The following is a 1,227-nucleotide window of genomic DNA, read 5'->3' as shown; positions in this document are numbered from 1 at the left end:
ATTTAACGACGCAGAAGAGTTCGACGCCCATGCATAGGAAATTGCTCCCTCTCGCGCTGATGTACGCTGATGGTGGAGAGCCAATTGAGGGACGAACTCGTTTGCAGAAAATGATCTTTCTGATGCAGCAGCGCTTCCAGGAGATTGATGACAATCCATTAAAGTCTAGTAATTATGACTTTATTGCATACGATTATGGGCCTTTCTCGAAAGAAGTCTATGATGATCTTGATTTTCTTGCAGAAGAAGATATGATAGATGACCAGGAAGAACAGATCGGTCGCGATAAAACGAAATACGATTATAGAATTCAACAAGCGGGTGAGGAGTTTGTTGAACAGCAGCTATCTCAGGATGAGGCCCGACGTATTTTGGCACTCGCAGAAGAAATCAAACAGGAATATAACGATAAGCAACTTTCTGATCTTATTGAAGAAGTGTATTCTCGGTACCCAAAGTACGCTGAAAACAGCATCTACTGACGTTTCAGAGCGCTTCATTCCGTTCACTATTGTATGTGTTAAGTAGGCCGACAAGTATATCATGTCTCATTTATTCTCTAACAGTAATGGTGCTCGAGCAACCTTTAGAATGGGCACAGGAAGGGGTAGCGATTCTTCTAATCGCATTTGTGATTTCGTGGATTAAAGATCACTTCTACACAGCGGGGAGTACCGCTTTCATCTTCCGCGGTAATTTCAAGACGAAACAGGAGACCTATCTGATCATCGTTGGAAGCATTCTCAGTGCCGCAATCCTCAGTGGCTGGCTGAAAACAGAGGTTCTGGGATTTCTTTCAGATACACGCTTTTTCCTATTCGCGCTCGGATTAGCGCTCATCCTTACGTTAATCTACGTGAATGACTCTGTAGACAGCTGGCGCTTCAACGATGGTAACGAGTTCACCTATGCAGTATTGATTACTGGCTGTTCATTAATGGGATACGCCATCTTTGTAGCGTGATCTCAGAGGTCATAGTCACTGCACAGGTCAGAAAGAAAATCCAGAAACACAGTCGGATGGATCGAAGCATCCTGGACACCCACGTGTGGATACGGATCATCAAATCCCTTTGGCACTGTTCCAGAGCAGAAGCTTCCTGCCATCGCAGAGACCGGTGGTCGAATCCATACATCGACGCTCGAGGCCGGCGGCCTTTTCGATCAGGCTAGCTACAGCATCCGGGGTCTCATCTCGAGGTAGATCGGCACTCGGCAACCTGATCA

The 1,227-nt window shown here is 46.0% G+C and carries 2 protein-coding genes; both read left to right on the top strand.

All coding sequences use genetic code 11. From position 1 onward, the window contains the following. On the top strand, positions 1–482 hold a 482-nt coding region (locus ACFR9S_RS13760; RefSeq protein ID WP_379818895.1), incomplete at its 5' end, for a type II toxin-antitoxin system antitoxin SocA domain-containing protein. Positions 483–568: 86 nt separating this feature from the next. Next, the gene (locus tag ACFR9S_RS13755) at positions 569–964 is read left to right on the top strand and encodes a hypothetical protein (RefSeq protein WP_049988541.1); all 396 of its coding nucleotides are present in this window, start codon (positions 569–571) and stop codon (positions 962–964) included. The last annotated feature ends 263 nt before the right edge of the window (positions 965–1,227 follow it).

Source organism: Halolamina salina, from assembly GCF_042678005.1.
Lineage (GTDB): Archaea > Halobacteriota > Halobacteria > Halobacteriales > Haloferacaceae > Halolamina > Halolamina salina.
Note: the sequence above shows the minus strand (reverse complement) of the source record. Positions and strands in the feature narration are given on the sequence as shown.